Below are 19738 nucleotides of genomic sequence, written 5' to 3'. Positions count from 1 at the left end.
AATATTTTATGTCTTAATATGTTCTTTTTAGAAAAGTAACAAATGTTTTACAGGATGCACCCTAGACAAACAAAAAAAACGTGCTTAGAATAATACATGGCATATTACATGCCTACACAAAGCAACGGAGGAAGCTTTCGTGATAAAAATCCATGACATAAAAAATATCAAATTAAAAAACACTGACCCTATAAAAATATTCTCATATACATAGGTCATGATGCAGAAAATTTAGGGCAAATTACTTTTTTGTCTTAATATTTTATTTCTAATATTTGCCATTACGCGTGACTCTACACGGGTAAGCGCATTGTTGACTTGTAATCATATATAGACATGCAAGTAACGCCCTTTACAAAAAGGCATAAATAGCAATTAAGCCGTAAAACAAACGCATGCCATTACATTGGGAGAAAGAAATGACCGCAATTTACATCGCTGATTATCTAAGGAGTCCTTTTACACCCGCGCAGCGCGGTGGACTAGCGCGGATACGGCCGGATGATCTTATCGCGCATGTCATCAAAGCCTTAATTGAGCGCTCGGGCGTAGACCCAAATTTTATTGAAGATGTAAATCTCGGTTGCGCCTTCCCTGAAGGAGAACAAGGGCTTAATATCGCCCGTTGTGCTGTACTGGCCGCCGGCTTGCCTCAATCCATTGGAGGAGCCACCGTCAACCGCTGGTGTGGATCATCTATGCAAGCTATCCAAATGGCTGCTGGTGCCATTGCCATGCAGGCAGGCGATGCCATTATCGCAGGCGGCGTAGAAAGCATGAGTCGTGTACCAATGGCGGGCTTCAACCCTATGCCCAACCCGCAGTGGAGCGATGAACTGCAACTTGCCGTGCTCAATATGGGGCTTACGGCTGAAAATCTTGCAACACGCTATGGTATTTCTCGTGAAGAGCAAGATAGTTTCGCACTTGAGAGCCAAAATAAAGCTATCAAAGCTCGCTCTCAAGGACGATTGCACGATGAAATTATCTCCATCGGGGACGTGAAAGCGGATGGTTGCCCACGTGAGAGCGATGCTGAACAACTCGCAGGTCTCAAAACTGCCTTCAAAGCTGATGGGTCAATCACAGCGGGTAATGCATCGCCGCTTACTGATGGCGCATCCGCCACTTTGGTCTGTTCAGAAGCGTTTCTCAAACGCCATAATCTCACCCCACTTGCCCAAATTAAAAGCTATGCAATTTCTGGTTGCGCACCAGAGATTATGGGCATAGGGCCCGTCGCCGCCAGCCGCAAAGCGCTTGAACGAGCGGGCATTAGCGTTGCGGATCTAGATATTATCGAAATGAATGAAGCATTTGCCGCACAAGTACTCGCTTGTTGCCAAGATCTTGATATCGACCCAAGCCGCCTTAACCAAGATGGTGGAGCCATCGCTCTTGGCCACCCATTAGGTGCCACGGGGGCGCGCCTCGTAGGCAAGGCAGCCGCGCTTCTTAAGCGTGAAGGCGGGCGTTATGGACTTGCCACCCAATGCATCGGCGGCGGTCAGGGAATCGCTATGGTTCTGGAGGTTGCCTAATATGAGCGCATTTCAAAAAGCAGCAGTAATTGGCGCTGGCGTTATGGGCTCAGCAATCGCTGCCCACCTTGCTAACGCTGGTGTTCGTGTAATCCTTCTTGATATAGAGACAAAATTTGCCGAAGCAGGGGTAGCACGCCAAGTGAAAAACAATGGGTTTATGGACCCAAGTTTTGCAAAAAGGGTGCGTACAGGTTCAAGTAAAACAGATCTAAGCCTTATCGCCAATGCCGATTGGATTATTGAGGCCGTAGCAGAAAAGTTAGAAATCAAACAAGTACTCTATAAACAAATTGAAGAAATCCGTAAATCGAATTCTATCGTATCTTCCAATACATCTACCATCCCTTTAAGCGCTCTTACAAAAGGCCTTCCTGAAAGCTTCACCCAAGATTTTTTGATCACACACTTTTTCAACCCACCTCGCATTATGCGATTGCTAGAGCTCGTTTCTGGCCCAACCACAAAGCCTGCCATTGTAACCGCAATTCGTAAATTTGCTGACCATGCCTTGGGTAAAAGCGTGGTTCTGTGCAAAGACACGCCAGGTTTTATCGGCAACCGCATTGGCAATTATTGGATGGTTGTAGCACAAAATGAAGCAATCAACTTAGGTCTTGATATTGAAGAAGCAGATGCCGTAATCAGTAAACCTTTTGGCATTCCGCGCACTGGTATTTTCAGCCTGCTTGACCTCGTGGGAATTGATCTTGCTCCCATGGCCTTGCATAGCCTTCAGAAAGCAACCCCAGAGGGTGACCCAATCAAAGATTACGATGCTGAGCCCCCCCTGCTTAAACGGATGATTGCGGAAAATCGCTTGGGGCGAAAAAGTGGTGCAGGCTTTGTGCGCCTCTCACCCGATCGCAAATCACGTGATGTGACGGATCTCAAAACAGGCGATTACCGCCCGCAAAGACCCGTTTCTTCACAAAGCCTTGAAGAATCTGGCGGCTCTCCCCGTGCTTTAATGGAGCATACAGGTCTTGGCGGCCGATATGCTAGCGTTGTAATGGAAAAAACTCTTTCCTATGCCGCGGCTCTTGTTCCCCAAATTGCTGATACGCCCGACGCTATCGATGAAGCAATGCGAACAGGCTATGGCTGGAAATGGGGACCTTTTGAACTCATTGATAAATTAGGCGCAGTTTGGTTAAAAGAGCATTTAAAAAGCCATAAACTTCCTATCCCGCCCTATCTACAACTCGCAACTGAAAAAGATGGCTTTTACCATATTATTAACGGTACTCGCTCCCAACTTCTACCCAATGGAACAATTACGCCTATTGCAAAAAACCCAGGCGTTCTTTTGCTTAATGACCTAAAATTAGCACATAAACCCGTCACCTCTTGGGAAAGTGCAGCCTTGTGGGATCTAGGCGATGGAGTCGCTTGTTTTGAACTACAAACAAAAATGAACACGTTTAATCCGCAAATAATGCAGGCCTTAGAACAAGCCATTGAGCGGTGTAAAAAGGATTTCCGTGCTTTGGTAATCGGCAGTGATAGGCCGGTCTTTAGCGCAGGCGCTGATCTGAGACTTTTCTTAGAAAGCGTCGCAAAAGGCGGGGTTGATGCCATCCGTGCCTCCATTGATCAAGGCCATGCTACTTTTAAAACCCTTAAATATGCACCTTTTCCAGTGGTAGGTGCGGCTTGCGGTGTAGCGCTAGGCGGCGGTTGTGAAGCGCTGTTGCATTGCGATGCCATTCAAGCTCATGCAGATCTTATCATGGGGCTTGTCGAAGTGGGCGTTGGCATAGTACCTGGTTGGGGCGGTTGTAAGGAAATGTTATGGCGCTTTGCTAACAATCCTAGAGCGCCGCACGGCCCTCTCGCTCCGGCAATGGCAGCTTTTGACCTTATCGGCTTAGCCAAAGTCTCAACTAGCGCTTTCCATGCTAAAAAACTTGGTTATCTGCAACCCTCCGATGGCATTACAATGAACCGTAGTCGTCTTATCGCCGATGCCAAGGCCAAAGCGCTATCGCTTGCACAAGATTACACCGCACCTAAACCACCAACGTTCGCTCTTGCTGGGCCATCGGGTGCCGCTCTGATTCGCAACGTTATCAAAGGAGAATTCTTGGCTGGACGCGCAAGCGCTCATGACGGCGTAGTGGGCGGCGCACTTGCCGATATCCTGACAGGCGGTAAAACCGACCCCCTCACCCCCCTAAACGAAACTGATATCACAACCTTAGAACGGGAAGCCTGCGTAACCCTCTTTACGTTGCCTTTAACACAAGAGCGCATAAAACATATGTTGGTAACCGGCAAACCCTTACGTAATTAAAAGGAAAAACCATGGCTGGATACATTCCCCCCCTCGACGATATATCCTTCCTCTTGCGCGATTTTTTTGATTTCGATTCCCACATGGCCACCCTCGGCTATGAAGACGTTAACACAGAACTCGCACTTAGTATTTTAGAGGAGGGTAGCAAATTTTGTACTAAAGTACTTGAGCCTCTCAACCGTAGTGGCGATGAAGAAGGTTGCAAGCTAGAAAATGGGATTGTCCACACCCCCAATGGCTTTACTGATGCCTATAAAGCCTTTGTCGAAGCAGGCTGGCCAAGCCTTTCTGGCGATCCTCAATTTGGTGGTCAAGGTCTGCCTCATGTTTTGCAGGTCTTACTTGATGAAATGTTTGCCTCTGCTAATCTCTCCTTTGGAATTTTTGCTGGGCTGACCCGCGGGGCGGTAGAAGCAATAATACATTATGCTGACGAGACGATAAAAAATACCTATCTTAAAAAAATGGTTGCTGGCGAATGGACAGGAGCCATGGCCTTAACTGAGCCCGCGGCAGGAACCGATCTTGGCCTCTTGACCACACGCGCTGAACCCTTAAATGGGGGACGCTACGCTATCAAAGGCACTAAAATCTTTATCTCTTCTGGCGATCAAGACTTCGGTGGTAATATCGTCCACTTAGTACTCGCCCGCCTGCCCGATGCTCCTAAAGGTGTGCGCGGAATCAGTCTTTTTCTTGTGCCTAAATTTTTGGTCAATGAAGATGGAAGCCTTGGAGAACGAAACCGCATCTCTGTAGGCTCCCTTGAGCATAAAATGGGCATCCACGCCCAGCCTACCTGCGTAATGAATTATGACGGCGCCACAGGTTGGCTGATTGGTGAAGCGGGTCGGGGCTTACACGCTATGTTTAAAATGATGAATGCTGAACGTTTATCGGTAGGCATCCAAGGGCTTGGACTTGGCGCCATTGCCAACCAAAAGGCCACAACTTACGCGCGCGAACGCGTGCAAGGCGCCTCTATTGATGGCGCCCGCAACCCCGTGGCCATTATTGAGCACCCCGATGTGCGAAAAATGCTTTTGACAGGCCAATCCCTCACCGAAGCAGGAAGAGCGCTTGCTGTTTGGACCGCTCTACAAATGGATATCGCTATCCGACATACCGATGAAAAGGCGCGCCATAAAGCCGAAGGATTGGTTGCCCTGCTTACGCCAGTGGTCAAAGCTGCGCTTAGTGATTTTGGTTTTGAAATTGCTGTCCTTTCTCAGCAAGTTTTCGGGGGGCATGGCTATATCCGAGAATCAGGAATGGAACAATACGTACGCGACGCCCGTATTGCTCAGATCTATGAAGGAACTAACGGCGTACAGGCAATGGATCTGGTAGGTCGCAAATTACCTATGGAAAACGGTGCGATCGCCCGTCATTTCTTCACCCTCATCGGGAAAGACCTCGCTAGCTTAAACGGCCCCGCAGAACTAGAACAAGCTACTGCAGCAGTAAACGAAGCCTTGGGGCGGTTGGTAAAACTCACCATAGATATGGCTATGCAGGGCGCCAACCCCGCCGAAATAGGTGCAGGTGCTACCGATTATTTGCGCTTTTTTGCCCTCGTTACCTTTGGCTGGCTATCGGTGCGTATGGCGGCCAAGGCTGCCACTAATGACACGCCTGTCAAACATCGTAAACTTATATTAGCACGCTTCTTTACAAACCGAATATTACCACAGACATTAGCGCTAGATACAGCAATTCGTGCTGGAGCTGTTGATATCATGGCGCTTGATGCTGATCAGCTCTAATTAGCATTATTGGGAGGAGAACCTTATGCTTGGCATGATGATGAACGAACCCTTGCTCATATCGTCAATATTACGCTATGGAGAAAATTATTATAGCGATACAGAAATTGTATCCCAAACCGTGGAAGGCTCTACCCATCGCTACACTTACCGCGACCTCGCAAAAAGGAGTCGCCAGCTCGCTAAGGCGCTAGAAAAAATAGGGCTTTCACATGGCGAACGCGTGGGAACTCTAGCTTGGAATGGATATCGGCATTTAGAGCTTTATTACGGCGTGTCTGGCGCAGGCTTTGTTTGCCACACCATTAACCCCCGGCTTTTTCCAACACAAATCGCATATATTATCGCCCATGCTAATGACAGCGTCCTCTTTTGTGATCTTACATTCTTCCCTCTACTTGAAGCCTTAGCTAGCCAATTAGCGCATCTCAAAGCTATTGTGGTTATGACAGATGCTGCGCATATGCCAAACTCTAAAACACTACCCAATCTTCTATGCTATGAGACTTTGCTTGAAGTAGAATCAGATGATTATGAATGGCCCATCTTTGATGAAAACACTGCTTCTGGCCTATGCTATACATCCGGAACAACGGGCAAACCTAAAGGCGTGCTTTATAGCCATCGTTCCAGTGTCCTTCACGCTATGGGAATCAATATCCACGATGCTTTGGCTCTCTCAGCTACTGATGTAATCGTACCTATTGTTCCCATGTTTCACGTCAATGCTTGGGGGCTACCTTATTCTAGTATCATGGTAGGAGCTAAAATCGTCATGGCCGGCCCTCACCATGATGGAGCTAGCCTTTATACCCTCTTTGAGAATGAAGGGGTCACCGCGGCAGCAGGAGTGCCAACCATATGGCTTGGCCTCCTTGACTGGATGAGAGAGAATAATAAACAATTTTCTAGCCTTAACCGTATTATTATCGGTGGCTCTGCCGTTCCCCCAATTATGATAGAACAATTCTTTAAACTAGGGGTTGATGTTAAACAAGCATGGGGAATGACAGAAACAAGCCCTGCAGGTCTGGCAACTAATTTCCTGCCTGTTCATCAAAAACTTATGCCAAAAGAACGCTTAAGCCTTATCGCCAAACAAGGTCGCCCTCTCTTTGGGATCGAATTTCGCATCCTTGATACGCATAATAATCCCGTCGCACGCGATGGCAAAAGCTTTGGTTCCATGTGGGTGCGCGGCGCGTGGGTCGCCTCTGGCTATTATAATGATGAGCCTCACTCCGCTTTCACGGACGATGGTTGGTTTAATACCGGCGATGTCGTGACAATGGACGAAAATGGTTTTGTTCAGATCGTGGATCGTGATAAAGACATCGTCAAATCTGGAGGTGAATGGATCAGTTCTATAGAACTTGAAAATATTGCCCAATCGCACCCAGCTATTAAAGAAGCCGCCGTGGTGGCCAAACCTGATAAACGATGGGGCGAACGCCCTATTCTTGTGGTTCAATTGCACGCAGAATCCCAATTCTCGCATGAGGACATGATAGCGCTTTATCAAGATAAAATCCCCAAATGGAGCCTGCCTGATAAAGTCATTACTGTTGACGCTTTACCCCACACCGCAACAGGAAAACTTCTCAAAACAGCTATTCGTGAGATTGTCCTCAAAGAATAGTAATGCATAACCTAATAAAGATGGCGAGATAAACTATAATCCCGCCCCCTTTTGTAATCACGCGTCAAAAATAATATCCATACTTGCCCCTTTCAAAAGTACGAAAGCGATAGGCACCTTTGTTTTTCATTAACTTCTCCCCCGAATGCAGGGTCTTTTACGGGATAGCTCTGGATTTTTATCGCAAACGGCAGTATAAAACCCTATGGATGAGATTTTTGTACCGCAAACAAGCCCTACTTCTACCATGAAAAGCAACGAAATTGAGCTTAGCGTAAGCGAAATTTCAGTAGCGCTCAAGCGCACCGTAGAAGATCGCTTTTCACACGTTCGCGTCCGTGGTGAAATTTCTGGGTATCGTGGCCCCCATACTTCTGGCCATGCCTATTTTGCTCTCAAGGATGAAAATGCCCGTCTTGATGCGGTTATTTGGCGCAGCGCTTTTTCCCGCTTAAAAGTCCTCCCCAGTGAAGGTATGGAGGTCATCGCTACAGGCCGCCTTACTACCTATTCTGGTTCTTCAAGATATCAAATCGTTATCGAATCGCTCTCTATGGCTGGACTTGGTGCCTCCTTAGTCGAGTTAGAGAACCGCCGCAAGAAGCTTGCTGACGAAGGCTTGTTTTCTGAAGAAAAAAAACAACCTCTCCCCTTTATGCCACGCATTTTAGGGGTTGTTACCTCTCCTACAGGCGCCGTCATCCGCGATATTATCCATCGCATAACCGATCGCTTTCCCCTACATATCGTCGTTTGGCCCGTTCAAGTACAAGGACCAAATTGTGGCGCAGAAGTCAGTCAAGCCATTGCAGGCTTCAATAAGTTCCGTAAATTACGACCAGATATTATCATTGTAGCGCGCGGTGGTGGTAGCATCGAAGACCTATGGGGCTTTAATGATGAAGCTATCATCCGCGCTTGTTATGATTCAACAATCCCTATCATTTCAGCCGTAGGGCATGAAACCGACTGGACATTAATTGATTATGTAGCCGATCGCCGCGCCCCCACCCCCACCGCGGCCGCCGAAATAGCCGTACCTGTACGTGAAGACTGCGAAGCCACCTTAGCTATGTTAGGCGCTCGTCAGGTAAGTGCAATTGCGCGCAGCTTAACCAACCACCGAACAATATTAAATGATCGAGGCCACCAATTACCCACTGGCGATCAACTTTTTGCCACCATCCGCATGCGGTTTGATGAAACCGTAAGGCGATTTAGCCGCAGCTTATATTTCTATATCCAAGAACATCGGCAACGCTTTAACACTAGTGCCCAAAGGCTTAATTTATATATTATCAACCAAATTACCCTACGCAATCAGGAGCGCTTATCTCATCTTAAGCAGCGCATGAAACAAGCGCTTATCGCCAAAATTAATCGCTCGAAAGATCATATCTCCGTTTTAACCCGCGGTTTTTCTACGCAAAAAATTGAAGAGCTCTACCAGCGTAATGCCCAACGCTTAACCAACCTTAGCCAACGCAATAAAACTACTATTGAAAAAATCTTAAGCTCCCACTATGGTAATCTTTCCTCTGTAAGCCGCCTATTAAAAAGCACGTCTTATCAAAATACCTTGGCTCGTGGTTTTGCTCTCGTCCTTAATAAAGACGGTACGCCCATAGAATCCAGCCAAAACGTGCCCGATCACACACCGATAAAACTACATTTTCTTGATGGTGATGTTTGGGTTAAAAAAACATAAACACACCAGAATATTTTTACTATAAATTATAAAAAGGAGGAAGAAACTGCGGATATTATACATGTCTATACTGCATTAAGGAGGAATGAAGTTATGAAAAATAAAATAATAAAAATTATATTAATAATAATACTTGATTCTATTCACATTATTACTCATAAATAATATAGGAAGATCTTGGATATTTAAAGTAATAAATATAAATAATGAAAGATACGTATTTATAGCGTCTGTAGCAATAGCAATTTTTGCAATATATTTAGATGTTAATGACTTTTTTATAAGAAAAAATTATATTAAAATCAAATCTAGACTTAAACACAGTATTGAATCACAACCGAATTTTTTTATGAAACCAATGATTCAGTTTTTTTACCTAAAATATGATTTGTCTCCGTACTATATATTTTTATTATTATGCATTATTGGAGTTTTTTTACCTTGCCATACATAAATGCCATTAAGCTTTTTTTAAAGCATTAATCGTGTTTGGGTTTATTTTCCTGAAATCATCACTTTTGTGCGATCTCCCCTCATAGCCGTCACTTGATCGTTTGAAAAACACAACCACCCGCTTTGAGGGAAATTCATTCAATCAGTCACTAAAAAAGCATACGATAATATATGAAAAATAAACTATGGAGCGGGTAGCGGGAATCGAACCCGCACATTCAGCTTGGGAAGCTGACAAGCTACCATTACATTATACCCGCCTCTATAGGCGTCCGCACTTTGTAGCCTTATAAAGGGCTTGTCAAGAAAATTCTTAACGTGTTTCAACAGCTTGATAAAAATGTTTTGATAATTTTAAACCTTGAGCTTGATAGTTAGAGCCGCGCGCCGCACCATAAAGACGCGTAGGTTGATTTAGCATGGGTGTGTAAATTAACCGACCAATCATCTGTCCATGCTCAAGTATAAACGGTACATCATGGCTACGCACCTCTAAAACTGCGCGAGACCCCGCTCCGCCCACAGCTCCGTGGCCAAAACCTGGGTCAAAAAAGCCCGCATAATGCACCCGAAATTCGCCCATTAATGGATCAAAGGGGGTCATTTCCGCGGCATAAAGAGGCGGCACATGCACCGTTTCACGTGAAACAAGGATATAAAATTCATCAGGATCCAATACCAATTCACAGCACTCCCGCTGATAAAGCGGCTCCCAAAAATCTAACAGAGCTGCACTGGCTTTTTTATCAACATCAATCAAGCCTGTATGGCTCTTGGCTCGATAGCCCACTAGCCCTTGCGCATCCCCTATTAAATCGATTGATAACCCAATTCCGCCACCATTGATATTCAATAGACCATCGGAAACTAAGCCTTCCTCCTCATGCAAACGCTGTAAAGCTTCAGCATCTAAACTATTTTGTCCTCGCTGGAAGCGGATTTGCGAAAGGCGCGAACCTTGGCGCACTAAAATAGGAAAACTATGCGGACAGATCTCAAGATAAAGGGGACCCCGATACCCAGAGGGAATTTTATCAAACTCTTGCGCATAGTCGCCAATCACCCGTGTTAAAATATCCAACCGCCCCGTTGAACTTTTAGGATTACAAGAAGCGCTTATAGCGTCGGGCAAGGCAAGGCTTTCAAGAAGGGGCACAATATAAACGCAACCAGTCTCAAGCACCGCTCCCTCTTTAAGTGATAATTCATGCAACTTTAATTTAGCAAGCTTATCAAACACCGTCCTCCCCGGTCCAGGCAAAAAGGACGCTCGAATCCGATAAGCAATATCGCCCAAACGTAAATCTAAGCTCGCAGGCTGGATCTGATCTTCGTCCAAAGGGCGGTTTATCTTCAATAAACCCGTTTCCACGCACGCGCTAATATCTTTGTCCGCCAAAATTCCTTGTTCCACACAGCTCATACTTAGATCCCTTTGTGTCTCTCTATCTTTTCACTAATGCTTTAGAGCGATAATATTATCAACTCTTGGCTTGCAAATAACTGTCAATCTTGGCAAAATTCTTTTATAATATAGCCATGCCAAAGCCAAATATATTTTAACCAGGGCGGCTATTTACACTTACGCATACAGCGCCCAACTAAGCTCCATAGGTACCCCATGGCCTTAAATCCCGATAAGAAATACGCAACCACTACCCAAATGATCCACACGGGCACGGAACGTAGCCCCCATGGGGAAGTATGTGAGACTCTATTTCTTACACAAGGCTTTGCCTATGATAGTGCTGAACGCGCCCAAGCCCGTTTTGATGGTAGCGATCCTGGATTCGTTTACTCGCGCTATGCCAATCCAACTACCACAATGTTTGAAAAACGTATGATAGCTCTTGAAGGAGCAGAAAGCGCGTGCGCTTTGGCTTCAGGCATGGCCGCGGTGGCGGCGTCGATTTTGTGTTTTATCAAAGCTGGTGACCATTTCATTGCAGCCCGCTCTATGTTTGGCTCCTGTCAATATATTATAGAAAATATATTACCGCGCTATGGTGTAGAAGTTTCAGTGATTGATGGCACAAATATCTCCGAATGGGAAAAGGCTCTCCGCCCGCATACTAAGGGTATTTTCTTTGAAACCCCTTCCAATCCTACCCTTGAAATCATTGATATCGCCGCCGTATGTACACTTGCCCACCAGGTAGGCGCTATAGTCATTGTCGATAATGTTTTCGCTACCCCGCTCTATCAAAAACCGCTCGCATTGGGCGCAGATGTAGTTGTCTATTCTACCACCAAGCATGTAGATGGACAAGGCCGCTGTCTGGGGGGGATGATTCTTTCTAGTGAAGCATGGATAGAAGAAAACCTTCGCCAATATTTTCGCCATACTGGGCCAGGCATCAGCCCTTTCAATGCGTGGCTAATGCTCAAAGGGCTAGAGACTCTGCCCCTACGAGTCAAGCAAATGACTGAATCAGCCTGCCAAATCGCAAATCTTCTCGCCAATCATAAAGCTGTAACACGCTGCATATATCCTGGCCATAAAAACCACCCACAAGCCGATATTATTGCCCGTCAAATGTCAGGTGGCTCCACTATGATTGCGTTTGAACTAAAAAATGGGCAAGAAGCGGCTTTTCGCTTTTGCAATCATCTTTCTATCCCTCTTATTTCTAATAATCTTGGCGATACGCGCTCAATCATTACCCACCCCGCTACCACCACGCATCAAAGCATTGGTGAAGAAGCACGGGCACGGCTTGGCATAAGCGGCGGACTTTTACGGCTTTCTGTTGGGCTTGAAGACACACACGATCTTCTTGAAGACATTGAAGCAGCTCTTGAACATGCGTAAAAAAAGCTATAAATTGGTTCGTAGAGTCGGCTTCTACAAAGAATAAAGCCTGCTTGGTACAGTTTGACGCTAGCCTTCACCATGGCACAATTTCGCTCTCCTTCCTATAATAGAGCTTTCAAAAACCTACCTACACAACACGACTCTATAACCAAAGGATAAAGGATGACCATCCGCCATTTGAGTGAAACAATCATCAACCAAATCGCCGCTGGTGAAGTGATTGAACGCCCTGCTAGCGTTGTCAAAGAGCTTGTCGAAAATGCTATTGATGCCGGTGCTACGCAAATTGAAATTGTCACTGCCGCGGGTGGCAAAAATCTGATCCGTGTCATTGATAATGGTACTGGCATCCCAGCTGATGAACTCTCGCTAGCCATTGCTCGCCACTGCACCTCAAAAATGGGTGATGATGTCCATGACATCCGTGCCCTTGGCTTTCGCGGAGAAGCCTTGCCTTCCATCGGCTCTGTAGCGCGTCTCAAGCTTGTTTCACGCACCGCCAGTGCTGATGAAGCGCACGAGATCTTGGTTCAAGCGGGAAAGATTGATGGACCGCGCCCCGCCGCCGCTAATCGCGGCACGATGGTCGAAGTACGTGATCTGTTTTTTGCTATCCCCGCTCGTCTAAAATTTCTAAAGAGTGATCGTGCTGAAAACACTGCTATCACTGATATCATTAAGCGCATAGCCTTAGCCTTTCCTCATATCCGCTTTACGCTTTCGGGCAATGATCGTGGCCTTTTAGACCTTTCTGCCTGTAGCACGCAAAAAACTGGCCAACTTGAGCGTATGGGACAAGTTTTGGGCAAGGACTTTACTAAAAATACCCTTGATCTCCATGCCGTACGTGAAGCAGTAAAACTTACAGGTTTTGTGGGCCTACCCTCTTTTAACCGAAGCAATAGTTTGCAACAATTTGCCTATGTTAATGGCCGCCCCGTACGCGATAAATTGATCTTCGCCGCCATCAAAGCCGCCTATGCTGACGCCATTCCTCATGACCGCCACGCAGTAGTTGCGATTTTTCTTGAACTCCCCCCTCACGATGTAGATGTAAATGTTCACCCTGCTAAAGCCGATGTACGCTTTCGCGACCCCAGCTATATTCGTAGCTTGATCATTGGTGGTATCCGTGAAGCTTTGCAAAGCGCGGGCATCCGCTCTGCGCCTGCTAGTAGCCAAGCCATGTTTAATGCTTTTAAAGCCCCAACTGGCTTCTCACAAAATTCGCAAACAGCCTACCGATTTCCCCTTCCCACATCGAATAGTACTCTTTTTCATCAACCGCTTTTGCCGCCCCACGCCCTTAATGAGCCAAAAGATAATACATCATCTCCCTCTCCTGTACCCTCTGAAAGCGCCTCCGAAGCAATGGTAACCAACTATCCACTTGGGGTGGCGCGAGCCCAAATTTACAAAAACTATATCATTGCCCAAACTGATGATAGCCTTATTATTGTAGATCAACATGCCGCCCATGAACGCTTAATTTACGAAGCCCTCAAACAAGCACTTTATAAAGAGCCTTTACCGTCTCAACTGTTATTAATGCCCGAAATCGTTGAACTCCCAAGCGATGATGCTAATAATCTTGCTCAACACGCAGACGATTTACAAAAATTTGGCCTTATCCTCGAACCTTTTGGTCCAGAAGCTATCGTGGTGCGGGAAGTACCTGCTTTGCTCAATAAGGCAGATATCCAAGCCTTAATACGTGACCTTGCCGATGAAATTCAAGAACATGGCACTGCCCAAGGGATCAAAGCCATGCTTGATCACATCGCCGCCACCATGGCATGCCATGGATCTGTTCGGGCAGGACGCGTTTTGCGTGGTGAAGAGATGAACGCCCTGTTACGCCAAATGGAGGCTACCCCCAACGCTAACACTTGCAACCACGGCCGCCCTACCTATATTGAACTCAAACTTCACGATATTGAACGCCTATTTGGGCGTCGCTAAGGCTGAGCTGAAATCAAAGCTTTAATTCCTTCTAAAATTGCGCTAAAATGCAAAATAATCTGCATTTAACAGAAGGCATCCCATGCTATCCTTAGGCCAATCTGAAGCAAAACTTACTTACCAAAGCGGCGATTTTCGCATTAAAAAACCAGGAAATTATGTTACTTGCGCTATAAGTGGAGCGCCCATCCCCTTGGATGAGTTAAAATACTGGAGCTTCACGCGGCAAGAGGCCTATGCTACCTGTGAAATTTCTTACCAACGCGAATTAGAATGCAACCCGCGTCTGCGCTCCTTATTGCATAAAACTCTAAATAAGGAATCATAATTAAGCCACATGCTTTTTGCCATCGCTAGATAACCAAGAGCGCACCCTTTGCTTTCAATAATGCAAAGGCTGCGCCCTTTATCATACAGCGCGCGCCACTAAACCCAAGGCTGTTTATAATCGTAGCATCATTAATCTGCTTTGCTAGCACACGCGATTTAGCGTATCGCCTTTCTCTGGGGACTTCAATATCGCGTTACTCTTCCGTAGGCTCTAAAAGCCTATGTAAATGCACAATGTAATAGCGTTGCAAAGCATTATCGACACTGCTTTGTGCCTTCGCACGCCAAGCCGCTTCAGCCGTCTTATAATCGCCAAAGATACCGACAATGTCTAAGTTATCAAGGTCACGAAAGTGGTTGCCTTCAAGAGAGCTAAGTTCCCCCCCAAAAACAAGATGCAATAATTGTTTTGGTTGCGTTGTCTCTGTCATATGATTTCCTCAATAAGCTGTAATATACGTCTCGAAAGCCCTTCTCAACAAAAGCCATCAATAAATTACCAAATTTACTCATCCTTAAAGCTTATGTATACAAAGGGGACTTTTCACTAGATTAGATCTAAACTAACGCGGCAGCCTGAACAAGCGCTACCCCCAATTCTTGTTGAAAATTTCCACATCCTAATAAAAAACCATGTCGATAGGGGGGCAAACCATAGGTTATCGCGCGCAAGGTCAATGCGCCATCTTCTTGCTTCTCTAAGGCCGATAGAGCGCCGCCACATTCGTGTAAAATTAAGGCAGCTGCCGCAATATCCCAATCATGACAGTTAGGCCGCACCCAAAGAAAATCAAAACGGTTTTCTGCTACAAAAGCGATGCGGCAAGCAAGCGAAGGTACGTAAGGCGCACATTCTATCTTTTCTATCCATTGAGAACTAAAACTCCCCCGCATAGAAGACGCCAAAGAAATAACAGGCTTGCGTTCTAAACCCCTAGGTAAAGTAGCCATCCTTTCGCCGTTTAAAAATGCACCATCCCCAAGGCTTGCACTATAAAGCGTACCAGAAACAGGGCAATACAAAACCCCCACCACTGGCCGCCCCGCTTCCATAACAGCAACCGAGATACACCATTCGCTCTTATGCTCTAAGAAGCCGCGCGTTCCATCAATCGGGTCAACCATAAAATACCGCTGATAAAAACGCCGCGGCCGCTCATCGACCGTCTCCTCAGATATCCAACCATAATCAGACCGTGCGGCCAAAAGCTCTTGTTTTAAAAATCGGTCAATAACAAGATCAGCCTCACTGACAGGGGAATTTCCCGCCTTAATCCAAATCTCTACATCCTGCCGAAAATAACGCAAGGCAATATCGCCTGCTTGGCGACAGACGCGAGACAAAAGAGCAAGATCATCTTTATTCTCCGGCAAGCGTCATGCCCTCAATCATCAAGGTTGGTGCAGCAGTTGCATAGCGGCGGTCAAGATCATTCGCTGGGATGAGACGAGCCAACATGCTTAACAAATCACTAGCCAAGGTTACACCGCTTACAGGATAAGTGATCTCGCCATTTTCAATCCAAAAGCCTGAAGCGCCACGACTATATTGCCCCGTAATGAAATCAACCCCTTGGCCAAAAACTTCAGTAACATAGAAGCCATTTTTAACGCCCTGCAAAAGGCTATCTCGACTAATAGCGCCGGGCTCAATCGCAAAATTGCTACTACCAGGCTCAATGCCTGCACGCGAGCGTATACCACGACCATTAGGTTTTAAACCCAATTCCCGCGCTGTAGCTAATGATAATAACCAATAGCTCAACACGCCGTCTTCAATTGGATATAAAAGTGCGGCTGCCAATCCTTCTCCATCAAAAGGACGCGAGCCAATGCCACGCCGCCTCAGTGGATTATCACTGACCCGCACCTCAGGGCGCATGATCCTCTTGCCCATATGTGTCCGTAAAAGGCTTGTGCCGCGGGCTACAGAAGCGCCATTTAGCAAGCTAGCAATGTGACCTGCAATGCTACGTGCTACACGCGGGTCAAACACCGCATCGACCACTCCAGTTCTAGCCTGACGCCCACCCAAGCGCCGCACTGTGCGTTCTCCGGCTCTCCTCCCAACAACAGGTGGCCGCTCTAATTCATCATAATGCAACGCCGCTTCATATTCATAATCACGCTCCATTTCTGCGCCCTCACCAGCCACAACCCCGCAATGGCGCAAAAAATAACTCGTATCATAGTGCCCACAAAACCCAGCACTATTTGCTAAGATTAAACCCTGCGTCCCATAACTTGCTGTAGCTCCTTGAGCGTTCGTCACGCCCTCCACTTCTAAGGCTGCCGCTTCCATTACCAATGCATCTTCACGCAGTTTGTCCATACTAGGGATAAAACTATCTAATAAATCAAGATCTTCAGGGTCTTTTACCAAAAGATCAGACCCGGCAAGACCCGCATAAGGATCTTCGGGCGAAACTTTTGCCATTGCTACCGCACGTGTAGCTAAAGAAGAAAGATCTTCACCTGCATTAGCAGAAACAGTTGCAACCCTTTGGCCTACAAAAACCCGCAATGAAAAATGATCACCCTCGGAGGATTTTGTCTCTTCCACCTTACCAAGCCGCACCGTCACACTTGACGAATGATCGCGTACACTAACTGCTTCTGCAGAAGAAGCACCTGCCCGCATAGCAGCTTCCACTAGATGTGTCGCTTGATCTAGCTGCTTTTGCTTGTTGTCACTCTCAACGTGCATCACGCCTTCTTTCTCTGCTTGCTTGGCTATTTCAACCGTACCCTTTCCTAAGTTTATAAATAACTCTAACAGAAAGTTCAATCACTTATGGTTTGATAAAACCGGATCATACTATTACCATAAATGCGGGTATCAAGAAGATGAAAAGCCTTGTCCAGAACGATAGAAGCATCCATAGCTTCTTCTAAAACAAATAAAGTATCAAGCTGAGTCCATCCCCCAACGAGAGCCGATTGAAAAGCCCTCTCCCCTAAACCTTTACCATATGGCGGGTCAGCAAAAACCACATCAAAAGGCTTTATCGTACCGGCCATCCCTAATGTAGTAGCATCGCGACGCAAAATCCGCGCTTTACCTTGCAAAGATAAAGCTTCAATATTTTGTTGAATAATCCCACGCGCCTGCGCTAAAGTTTCTACAAAAAGCACAGCTTCCGCGCCGCGCGAAAGTGCCTCAGCTCCTAGGGCCCCTGTGCCAGCAAATAAATCTAACACGCGTTTCCCGCGCCAAAAATCCTGACTTCTATGGCTCAGAATATTAAACAAGCTCTCACGCGTGCGATCGCTAGTGGGGCGGATAGCTAAACTCTGAGGGGTAACAAGCCTATGACCAGAAAACTTACCGCCGACGATCCGCACGTTTACCTCCCTTTGCAAAGGGTTTAGTAAAAGAAGCCCGCTTCATAGAAGATCCCTCACGCTTTGCGGATGCATTTAATGGCTTACCTCCGCTAGGCGCGTTTTTCTTTTGATGCTCCTTGCGGCCTTCAAATGGCCTTTCCGCTTTAGAAAACTTAGAACCGCGGTTTTGTCCAAAACCTTCATGTTTCTCACGACTCGCAACACCAGAAAAAGGCTGTTTTTTTCCCTCATAAACCCTATCATCTCTGCGATTTGTTACATTAGGACGCTGACGTGGTGCCTCGCCATCATGCGCCACCGCACTAGCAAATCGACGCGGCCTCTCCCTATGCGTCCCATCCGGTTGCGTTATCTCATAACGTGCAGCCCTTTGAGTGCGCCGCGCCGTTTGCGGTCGCGCTCCTGACGCCATCCAAACATTACTCGCCCGCGAACGAGGCATTTGCGGCTTGTTGGCGCGTTCATCCTCTTGAGTCCCAACCTGAGCGCTCTTATCACGGCTACGCGTGGGCCCCTTCCTTTCCATATTACTACCCCTTTGTTTAAAAGGGGCTTGATCATCGCCATAGCGGGGCTTTACAGCTGAAAAAGCTTTATCTGAAACGACGCGCCCTTTCTCATTACCAACAGGCCTTCTCCGAGGGCGATCATGCTTTTCAACAGGGCGGGAAGAAATCCATTCCTTTTCCTCGTCCGCAACTTTTTGTTCCAGCTTAACTTCAGTCGCAACGGGACGGTTACAAAATGGATTTAAAATCGGAGCGTCAAAATCAACATTAGCTTCTTCTATTAAACGCTCGCCCAATTGATCGCGTAAAATGCGTCCCTTTATTTCTTGCACGCTACCTTCTGGTAAATCAGCAAGTTGGAAAGGACCAAAAGAAACACGAATCAAACGATTAACCGAGAGACCTAGGGCGCCTAATACATTTTTTATCTCACGATTTTTTCCCTCGCGTAGTGCCAAAGTTAGCCAAACATTACTACCTTGCTCCCGTTCAAGCGTAGCCTCAATAGCCCCATAAAACACGCCATCAACCGCAATGCCGTTTTTTAAGGCATCTAAAGCGCTTTGTTGCACTCGCCCATGGGCTCGCACACGATACTTGCGAACCCACCCCGTGGCAGGTAATTCCAAAATCCGAGCAAGGCCTCCATCATTGGTTAAAAGCAGAAGTCCTTCAGTATTGATATCAAGCCGACCCACTGAAAGTACCCGTGGCATCGTGGTAGGCAGGCGTTCAAAAACTGTGGGGCGCCCCTCTGGGTCTCTATGCGTTGTCACAAGGCCTACAGGCTTATGATAGAGCCACAGGCGCGTGCGCTCAATAGGTGGAAGTAACTTACCATCAATAGTAATTATGTCATCACGTTTTACATTCAAAGCAGGCGAAACCAAAACCTGATCATTCACCGCGATTCTACCTGCTAAAATCATCATTTCAGCATCGCGACGCGAAGCAATCCCCGCCCGCGCTAACCTTTTGGCAATACGTTCACCCTCATCACCTAAAGGTGTCAATAACGGCGTATAACTCTCTCTTTGACGCGGAACACGCGATTCCCGCGGCCTATGCGCCCTCTCTTTTTGTTTGGCACCATGGTGCTTTTGGGGCATATTTTTTTTGCCGCGACCCTCGTTCATTGTCTATCCTTATCAGCCTATGGTGCAGATTTTTGTAGCGATTTACCCAAAATATTGTAGAAACTTACCACAACACCACACTGGGATAAATACCTATGGCAAAGAGTATAGATAAGTCCACACTCCACTTTTTCAATTGAATCCCCGTTCGCACGAGGTTTAACCCGATGATCCCATTCCTGCAACTAGAATTTCATTCCCCCCGCTTTTGGCGATACCCAAGGCTTAAGAG

The 19738-nt window shown here is 46.6% G+C and carries 14 protein-coding genes and 1 tRNA gene; 8 read left to right on the top strand and 7 right to left on the bottom strand.

What is annotated here, in order from left to right; genetic code table 11:
* Window positions 1-419 precede the first annotated feature (419 nt).
* The 5 genes from ACK28X_RS05970 (at window position 420) to xseA (ending at window position 8953) form a co-directional block, all read left to right on the top strand.
* On the top strand, window positions 420-1541 hold the full coding sequence (locus ACK28X_RS05970; protein WP_412057502.1) for a thiolase family protein: 1122 nt from the start codon (window positions 420-422) through the stop codon (window positions 1539-1541).
* A gap of 1 nt (window position 1542) precedes the next feature.
* Complete coding sequence (locus tag ACK28X_RS05965) at window positions 1543-3837, top strand: 3-hydroxyacyl-CoA dehydrogenase NAD-binding domain-containing protein (protein WP_412057501.1); 2295 nt, start codon at window positions 1543-1545, stop codon at window positions 3835-3837.
* 11 nt (window positions 3838-3848) lie between these two features.
* On the top strand, window positions 3849-5606 hold the full coding sequence (locus ACK28X_RS05960) for an acyl-CoA dehydrogenase (RefSeq protein ID WP_412057500.1): 1758 nt from the start codon (window positions 3849-3851) through the stop codon (window positions 5604-5606).
* 25 nt (window positions 5607-5631) lie between these two features.
* Entirely contained in the window at window positions 5632-7245 is a 1614-nt protein-coding gene (locus ACK28X_RS05955; protein WP_412057499.1) for a long-chain-fatty-acid--CoA ligase, read from the top strand.
* Between the two features lie 205 nt (window positions 7246-7450).
* A complete protein-coding gene (xseA, locus tag ACK28X_RS05950; RefSeq protein ID WP_412057498.1) occupies window positions 7451-8953 on the top strand; it encodes an exodeoxyribonuclease VII large subunit in 1503 nt (500 codons plus the stop codon).
* 639 nt (window positions 8954-9592) lie between these two features.
* Here the strand turns inward: xseA and ACK28X_RS05945 are convergent.
* Both ACK28X_RS05945 and ACK28X_RS05940 read right to left on the bottom strand, forming a co-directional pair.
* Window positions 9593-9666, bottom strand: a tRNA-Gly gene (locus tag ACK28X_RS05945).
* Between the two features lie 53 nt (window positions 9667-9719).
* A complete protein-coding gene (locus tag ACK28X_RS05940; RefSeq protein ID WP_412057497.1) occupies window positions 9720-10829 on the bottom strand; it encodes a 2'-deoxycytidine 5'-triphosphate deaminase in 1110 nt (369 codons plus the stop codon).
* Between the two features lie 198 nt (window positions 10830-11027).
* Here ACK28X_RS05940 and metZ point away from each other — a divergent pair, with 198 nt between their 5' ends.
* The 3 genes from metZ (at window position 11028) to ACK28X_RS05925 (ending at window position 14511) form a co-directional block, all read left to right on the top strand.
* Complete coding sequence (gene metZ / locus ACK28X_RS05935) at window positions 11028-12218, top strand: O-succinylhomoserine sulfhydrylase (RefSeq protein ID WP_412057496.1); 1191 nt, start codon at window positions 11028-11030, stop codon at window positions 12216-12218.
* 165 nt (window positions 12219-12383) lie between these two features.
* Window positions 12384-14183 (top strand): DNA mismatch repair endonuclease MutL, encoded by a 1800-nt coding sequence (mutL, locus tag ACK28X_RS05930; RefSeq protein WP_412057495.1) that lies wholly within the window; start codon window positions 12384-12386, stop codon window positions 14181-14183.
* 82 nt (window positions 14184-14265) lie between these two features.
* Window positions 14266-14511 (top strand): DUF2093 domain-containing protein, encoded by a 246-nt coding sequence (locus tag ACK28X_RS05925; protein ID WP_412057494.1) that lies wholly within the window; start codon window positions 14266-14268, stop codon window positions 14509-14511.
* Between the two features lie 196 nt (window positions 14512-14707).
* Here the strand turns inward: ACK28X_RS05925 and ACK28X_RS05920 are convergent, their stop codons facing one another.
* The 5 genes from ACK28X_RS05920 to ACK28X_RS05900 all read right to left on the bottom strand — a co-directional run bounded on the left by ACK28X_RS05920 (window position 14708) and on the right by ACK28X_RS05900 (window position 19506).
* On the bottom strand, window positions 14708-14944 hold the full coding sequence (locus ACK28X_RS05920; protein ID WP_412057493.1) for a DUF4170 domain-containing protein: 237 nt from the start codon (window positions 14942-14944) through the stop codon (window positions 14708-14710).
* 127 nt (window positions 14945-15071) lie between these two features.
* Window positions 15072-15887: a 3'(2'),5'-bisphosphate nucleotidase CysQ gene (locus ACK28X_RS05915; RefSeq protein ID WP_412057492.1), complete on the bottom strand. Its 816-nt coding sequence runs from the start codon at window positions 15885-15887 to the stop codon at window positions 15072-15074.
* Window positions 15874-17220 (bottom strand): TldD/PmbA family protein, encoded by a 1347-nt coding sequence (locus ACK28X_RS05910; RefSeq protein WP_412057491.1) that lies wholly within the window; start codon window positions 17218-17220, stop codon window positions 15874-15876. The genes ACK28X_RS05915 and ACK28X_RS05910 overlap by 14 nt, the downstream gene beginning before the upstream one ends.
* A 77-nt stretch (window positions 17221-17297) precedes the next feature.
* Window positions 17298-17858 carry a 16S rRNA (guanine(966)-N(2))-methyltransferase RsmD gene (rsmD, locus tag ACK28X_RS05905; RefSeq protein ID WP_412057490.1) on the bottom strand — a complete coding sequence of 187 codons (561 nt, stop codon included), beginning with the start codon at window positions 17856-17858 and terminating at the stop codon, window positions 17298-17300.
* Window positions 17839-19506, bottom strand: coding sequence for a pseudouridine synthase (locus ACK28X_RS05900; RefSeq protein ID WP_412057489.1), 1668 nt, complete (start codon window positions 19504-19506; stop codon window positions 17839-17841). Before ACK28X_RS05900 ends, rsmD begins: the two co-directional genes overlap by 20 nt.
* Window positions 19507-19738: the final 232 nt, after the last annotated feature.

It is taken from the genome of Bartonella sp. DGB2, assembly GCF_046843095.1.
Lineage (GTDB): Bacteria > Pseudomonadota > Alphaproteobacteria > Rhizobiales > Rhizobiaceae > Bartonella.
Note: the sequence above shows the minus strand (reverse complement) of the source record. Positions and strands in the feature narration are given on the sequence as shown.